The 6,182-nt window shown below is 69.3% G+C and carries 6 protein-coding genes; 1 reads left to right on the top strand and 5 read right to left on the bottom strand.

Going from position 1 to position 6,182, the window contains the following annotated elements; all coding sequences use genetic code 11:
- Window positions 1–64 precede the first annotated feature (64 nt).
- The 5 genes from M5362_RS00980 to M5362_RS00960 are packed head-to-tail and all read right to left on the bottom strand — an operon-like array spanning window position 65 to window position 4,818.
- Complete coding sequence (locus M5362_RS00980) at window positions 65–736, bottom strand: potassium-transporting ATPase subunit C (protein ID WP_260225277.1); 672 nt, start codon at window positions 734–736, stop codon at window positions 65–67.
- Between the two features lie 2 nt (window positions 737–738).
- Window positions 739–2,877, bottom strand: a complete 2,139-nt coding sequence (kdpB, locus tag M5362_RS00975) for a potassium-transporting ATPase subunit KdpB (RefSeq protein WP_260225276.1) — start codon at window positions 2,875–2,877, stop codon at window positions 739–741.
- Entirely contained in the window at window positions 2,874–4,538 is a 1,665-nt protein-coding gene (gene kdpA, locus M5362_RS00970; RefSeq protein WP_260225275.1) for a potassium-transporting ATPase subunit KdpA, read from the bottom strand. Before kdpA ends, kdpB begins: the two co-directional genes overlap by 4 nt.
- Before the next feature lie 8 nt (window positions 4,539–4,546).
- Window positions 4,547–4,636: a K(+)-transporting ATPase subunit F gene (gene kdpF, locus M5362_RS00965; protein ID WP_260225274.1), complete on the bottom strand. Its 90-nt coding sequence runs from the start codon at window positions 4,634–4,636 to the stop codon at window positions 4,547–4,549.
- Window positions 4,633–4,818 carry a hypothetical protein gene (locus M5362_RS00960; protein ID WP_260225272.1) on the bottom strand — a complete coding sequence of 62 codons (186 nt, stop codon included), beginning with the start codon at window positions 4,816–4,818 and terminating at the stop codon, window positions 4,633–4,635. Before M5362_RS00960 ends, kdpF begins: the two co-directional genes overlap by 4 nt.
- Before the next feature lie 89 nt (window positions 4,819–4,907).
- Between M5362_RS00960 and M5362_RS00955 the strand changes: the two genes are divergently transcribed.
- Window positions 4,908–6,170: a Gfo/Idh/MocA family protein gene (locus M5362_RS00955; RefSeq protein ID WP_260225271.1), complete on the top strand. Its 1,263-nt coding sequence runs from the start codon at window positions 4,908–4,910 to the stop codon at window positions 6,168–6,170.
- Window positions 6,171–6,182 lie beyond the last annotated feature (12 nt).

The raw sequence follows: 6,182 nt of genomic DNA, 5'->3' as shown, positions 1-6,182 counted from the left end.
CCCTGGACGTGCCAGGGCGCGCCGGCTCCCGCTACGCGCGGTCGGGGCCGGAGGGGTCGGGCCGTCAGCCCTTGTCCACCAGCTGCTTGAGAGCGATGTTGAGCTGGAGGACGTTGACGCGCGGTTCGCCGATGAAGCCGAGGATCCGGTCGTCGGTGTGGTCGGCGACGAGCTTGTCGACCTGGGCGACGGTGAGACGGTTCTTCTCCGCCACGCGGTGGACCTGGAGTTCGGCGTACTCCGGGGAGATGTGCGGGTCGAGGCCGGAGCCGGAGGAGGTGACGGCCTCGGCCGGCACGTCCTCGGGCTTCACCTTGTGGTCGGCGGTGGAGTTGTCCTTGACCACGGCCGCCTTGGCATCGGTCACCCACTGGATCAGGTCCTCGTTGTCGCCCGAGCGGTTCGTCGCGCCGGAGAGGATGATCGAGTACTGGGTGTTGACGCTGTTGGTGCCCAGGCCGTTCGAGGGGCGGGGCTGGAACCACCTCAGGTCCGGCGTGGCCGTCTCCTCCCCGTCCTTCAGGGGCAGGTCGTAGGCCTGGCCGATGAGTTCGGAGCCGACGACCCTTCCGCTCGCGTCCTTGATCTCGGAGCCGTTGGCCTTGTCGTCGAACGCGACCTGGGCGATGCCCGTGACGGCCAGCGGGTAGAGCACGCCCGTCACCACGGTCAGGACGAGCAGCGCGCGGAGCCCTGCCCAGAGCAGACGCCCTGCGTTTCCTACGGAGTTGTTCATGGCTAACCGATTCCGGGGATGAGGGAGAGGAGGAGGTCGATGATCTTGATGCCGATGAACGGGGCGATCAGGCCGCCCAGGCCGTAGATCCCCAGGTTCCGGCGGAGCATCTTGTCCGCGCTCGTCGGCCGGTACCGGACACCCTTCAGGGCGAGCGGGACGAGCGCGATGATGATCAGCGCGTTGAAGATGACGGCGGACAGGATCGCGGACTCCGGCGAGGCCAGGCCCATGATGTTGAGCCTGTCCAGCGACGGGTAGGCGACCGCGAACATCGCGGGGATGATCGCGAAGTACTTCGCGACGTCGTTGGCGATCGAGAACGTGGTGAGCGCGCCCCGGGTGATGAGGAGCTGCTTGCCGATCTCGACGATCTCGATGAGCTTCGTCGGGTTGGAGTCCAGGTCCACCATGTTCCCGGCCTCCTTGGCGGCCGAGGTACCGGTGTTCATCGCCACGCCGACATCGGCCTGGGCGAGCGCGGGGGCGTCGTTCGTGCCGTCACCGGTCATCGCCACCAGCTTGCCGCCGGCCTGCTCGCGCTTGATGAGGGCCATCTTGTCCTCGGGGGTGGCCTCGGCGAGGAAGTCGTCGACACCCGCCTCCTCGGCGATGGCCTTCGCGGTCAGCGGGTTGTCGCCCGTGATCATGACCGTCCTGATGCCCATGCGGCGCAGCTCGTCGAAGCGCTCCCGCATGCCCTCCTTGACGACGTCCTTCAGGTGGATGACGCCCAGGACCCGCGCGCCCTCGCCGTCCTCCACAGCCACCAGCAGCGGCGTGCCACCAGCCTGGGAAATCCGGTCGGTGAGCGCCTGCGCGTCCTCCGAGACATTCCCGCCCCGCTCCTTCACCCACGCCACGACCGAGCCGGTCGCGCCCTTGCGGACCTTGCGTCCGTCCACGTCGACGCCGGACATACGGGTCTGCGCGGTGAAGGCGATCCATTCGGCGCCGGCGAGCTCGCCCTGGTGGCGCTCCCGCAGGCCGTACCTCTCCTTCGCGAGGACCACGATCGAGCGCCCCTCGGGCGTCTCGTCGGCGAGCGAGGAGAGCTGGGCGGAGTCCGCGAGTTCGGCCTCGGTGGTGCCCGGGACGGGGACGAACTCCGACGCCTGCCTGTTGCCGAGCGTGATCGTGCCCGTCTTGTCCAGGAGCAGCGTGGAGACGTCGCCCGCGGCCTCGACCGCACGGCCCGACATCGCGAGCACGTTGCGCTGCACGAGACGGTCCATGCCGGCGATGCCGATCGCGGAGAGCAGCGCGCCGATCGTCGTCGGGATGAGGCAGACGAGGAGCGCGGTCAGGACGATCAGGGAGGTCTGCTCGTCGGCGCCCGCGTAGATGGCGAAGGGCTTCAGCGTGACGACGGCGAGCAGGAAGACGATCGTCAGCGAGGCCAGCAGGATGTTGAGGGCGATCTCGTTCGGTGTCTTCTGGCGGGCCGCGCCCTCGACGAGATGGATCATCCGGTCGATGAAGGTCTCGCCCGGCCTGGTGGTGATCTTGACGACGATCCGGTCGGAGAGGACCTTCGTGCCGCCGGTCACCGCGGAGCGGTCACCGCCGGACTCGCGGATGACCGGAGCCGACTCGCCGGTGATCGCCGACTCGTCGACGCTCGCGACACCCTCGACGACGTCACCGTCGCCAGGGATGATGTCGCCGGCCTCGCAGACCACCAGGTCGCCGATGCGCAGCTCGGTGCCGGGCACCCGCTCCTCGTCCTTCCCGACGACGCGACGGGCGACGGTGTCGGTCTTTGCCTTGCGCAGGGTGTCGGCCTGCGCCTTGCCGCGGCCCTCGGCGACCGCCTCCGCCAGGTTGGCGAAGATCGTGGTCAGCCACAGCCAGGCCGTGATGGCCCAGCCGAACCAGTCCCCCGGGTTCAGAAGCGCCAGGACGGTGGTGACCACCGAACCGATCAGCACCACGAACATGACCGGGGACTTGACCATCACACGCGGGTCGAGCTTCCTGATCGCGTCCGGGAAGGACGTGACCAGCTGCTTGGGGTCGAACAGGCCCCCGCCGACGCGTCCGGCCGGCTGGTGGCCGCCAGGCAGGTCGCCGTGCGGCGCCTTGGCCGGAGTGGCTGTGGTGGACATGGCGTCCTCGTGGTTCTTTACGTCGATGGTCATGCCGCGAGCCCTTCGGCGAGCGGGCCGAGGGCCAGGGCCGGGAAGTAGGTGAGACCGGCGATGATCATGATCGTGCCGACCAGCAGACCGGTGAACAGCGGTTTCTCGGTGCGCAGCGTGCCCGCGGTCTCCGGGACCGGCCTCTGCTCGGCGAGCGAACCGGCCAGCGCGAGGACGAACACCATCGGCAGGAACCGGCCGAGCAGCATGGCGATGCCGATCGTCGAGTTGAACCACTGGGTGTCGGCGTTCAGGCCGGCGAACGCCGAGCCGTTGTTGTTGGCGCCGGAGGTGAAGGCGTAGAGGATCTCGGAGAAGCCGTGCGCCCCGGAGTTCGTCATCGAGTTCGCCGGGGTGTCCAGGGCGAACGAGGCCGCCGTGAAGCAGAGCACCAGCGCCGGGGTGACGAGGATGTAGCAGGCCGCGAACTTGATCTCGCGGGTGCCGATCTTCTTGCCCAGGTACTCGGGGGTGCGGCCGACCATCAGACCGGCGATGAACACCGCGATGACGGCCATGATCAGCATGCCGTAGAGGCCGGAGCCGACACCGCCGGGCGCGATCTCGCCGAGCTGCATGCCCAGCATGGTGATGCCGCCGCCGAAACCGGTGAAGGAGGAGTGGAAGGAGTTGACCGCGCCGGTGGAGGTCAGCGTGGTGGCCACGGCGAAGAGCGACGAGCCGCCGATCCCGAACCGGGTCTCCTTGCCCTCCATCGCGCCGCCGGCCAGGTCGAACGCCGGGCCACCGTGGTGGAACTCGGTCCACATCATCAGCGCGGTGAAGCCGAGCCAGATCGTCGCCATCGTCGCGAGGATCGCGTAGCCCTGCTTGAGCGAGCCGACCATCCGGCCGAACGTCCGCGTCAGCGCGAACGGGATGACGAGGATCAGGAAGATCTCGAAGAGGTTGGAGAGCCCGTTGGGGTTCTCGAAGGGGTGGGCGGAGTTGGCGTTGAAGTAACCGCCGCCGTTGGTGCCCAGCTCCTTGATCACCTCCTGCGAGGCCACCGCGCCGCCGTTCCACTGCTGCGTGCCGCCCGTGAACTGGCCGACCTCGTGGATGCCGGAGAAGTTCTGGATCGCACCGCAGGCGACCAGGACGAGCGCGCCGATCACCGCGATCGGCAGCAGGATGCGGACCGTGCCGCGGACCAGGTCGGCCCAGAAGTTGCCCAGCTCACCGGTACGGGACCGGGCGAAGCCGCGGACGAGGGCGACCGCGACCGCGATGCCCACCGCGGCCGAGACGAAGTTCTGCACGGCCAGGCCGCCGGTCTGGACGACGTGGCCCATCGCCTGCTCGCCGTAGTACGACTGCCAGTTCGTGTTCGCCACGAAGGACGCGGCCGTGTTGAACGCCTGGTCCGGGTCGATCGAGGCGAAGCCGAGCGAGCCGGGGAGCGAGCCCTGTACCCGCTGGAGCAGGTAGAGGAAAACGACGCTCACCGCGGAGAAGGCGAGGACACCGCGCAGGTAGGCGGGCCAGCGCATCTCCGCGTTCGGGTTGGCGCCGATGCCCTTGTAGATCCACTTCTCGACCCGCAGATGCTTGTCGGAGGAGTAGACCCGGGCCATGTGGTCGCCGAGCGGCCGGTAGGCGAGGCCGAGCGCGGCGATCAGCGCGAGGAGCTGGAGGACACCAGCAAGAACGGGGCTCATATCCGTACTCAGAACCTCTCCGGCTTGAGGAGGGCGAGGACGAGATAGACCAGCAGGGCGACGGCCACGATCAGGCCAACGATGTTCTCGGCGTTCACAGCTTTGCCACCCCCTTGGCGATGAGAGCCACCAGCGCGAAGACCGCGATCGTGGTGACGACGAAGGCCAGGTCGGCCATCGTGAGCTCCTGAGTGAAGAACGGATTCTCGGACGTGATGAGGAAACCGCTTTTCAGCCAGCCCGCGGCCTGCGTTAACGGCTCCCATACGCCGCTCAGCACGCTCTTTACGCATCCCGTACGCACCTGTGGGGAACGGACCACCCGGGCGAGCACCCCCTCCCGATTCACCGCGACAGAAGGAGCGACCCATGCCCCACGCGACGACACTGCTGGTGGTCGGCGCGGGTGACCGCGGAACCGGTCACGCCCGCTACGCGCTGCGTCATCCGGACCGCGCGCGGGTCGTGGCCGTGGCCGAGCCGTTGCCCGTGCGGCGCGAGCGGTTCGCCGCCGAGCACGGCCTCGTCGCCGACGCCACCGCGGCGGACTGGCGCCAGATCGCGGCGCGGGGACGCATCGCGGACGCGGTACTGCTCTGCACCCTGGACCGCGACCATCTGGAGCCCGCTCTGGCGTTCGCCGCGCAGGGTTACCACATCATGCTGGAGAAGCCGATGGCCCTGGACGAGGCGTCCTGCCGCGCCGTCGTCGACGCCGTCGAGAAGGCCGGAGTGATCCTGGCCGTCGGCCACGTCCTGCGGTACACGCCGTACACCCGGACGCTGAAGGGCATCCTCGACGCGGGCCGGATCGGGGACGTCGTCAGCGTGCAGCACCTGGAGCCGGTCGGGCACTGGCACCAGGCGCATTCGTTCGTCCGCGGAAACGGGCGGCGTACGGACGAGGCCACGTCCATGCTGATGGCGAAGTCCTGCCACGACCTGGACTGGCTCCAGTACATCGTCGGGGAGCCGCCGGCCCGCGTCTCCAGCTTCGGCCGCCTCACGCACTTCACGCCCGCCAACCGCCCCCCGGACGCTGCCGACCGCTGCGTGGAATGCCCCGTGCGCGGCGGGTGCGCCTTCGACGCGGTGCGGTTCTACGGCGACCGGCTCGCCGCCGGCGACACGGGCTGGCCGCTGTCCGTCGTGCTCGACGAGTTCACCGGGCCCGCCCTGGACGACGCCCTGCGCACCGGCCCCTACGGCCGATGCGTGTACGCCTGCGACAACGACGTCGTGGACCACCAGGTCGTCGCGATGGAGTTCGCGGGCGGCGCCACCGCCACCTTCACGATGACCGGCTTCACGGAGATGGCCAACCGCCGCACCCAGATCTTCGGCACCCGCGGTGAGATCCGCGGCGACGGCCGCACGTTGCGGATCCACGACTTCCGCACGGGGCTCACCGAGGAGGTCGACACCTCCCCCGCCGGGGACATGTCCGCCGGCGGGGGTCACGGCGGCGGCGACGAAGGCCTGATGGGCGCCTTCGTCGCGGCGGTCGCCGCCGAAGATCCCTCGCTCGTCTCCTCCGGCCCGCGCGAGTCCTTGCTCAGCCACCTGTCCGTACTCGCCGCGGAACGCGCCCGCGAGACCGGCACCGTCGTCGAGGTGGCCCTCCCCTCCTGAGCCCAGGCTCCG

Source organism: Streptomyces sp. Je 1-79 (genome assembly GCF_025195125.1).
Classification (GTDB): Bacteria; Actinomycetota; Actinomycetes; order Streptomycetales; family Streptomycetaceae; genus Streptomyces.
This window is presented reverse-complemented; position numbering and strand designations above follow the sequence as displayed.

What these genes read in the sequence shown, in the direction of transcription:
- kdpA (WP_260225275.1), bottom strand. Translation starts at nt 4,538, where the DNA reads ATGAGCCCCGTTCTTGCTGGTGTCCTCCAGCTCCTCGCGCTGATCGCC.
- M5362_RS00980 (WP_260225277.1), bottom strand. Translation starts at nt 736, where the DNA reads ATGAACAACTCCGTAGGAAACGCAGGGCGTCTGCTCTGGGCAGGGCTC.
- kdpB (WP_260225276.1), bottom strand. Translation starts at nt 2,877, where the DNA reads ATGACCATCGACGTAAAGAACCACGAGGACGCCATGTCCACCACAGCC.
- M5362_RS00955 (WP_260225271.1), top strand. Translation starts at nt 4,908, where the DNA reads ATGCCCCACGCGACGACACTGCTGGTGGTCGGCGCGGGTGACCGCGGA.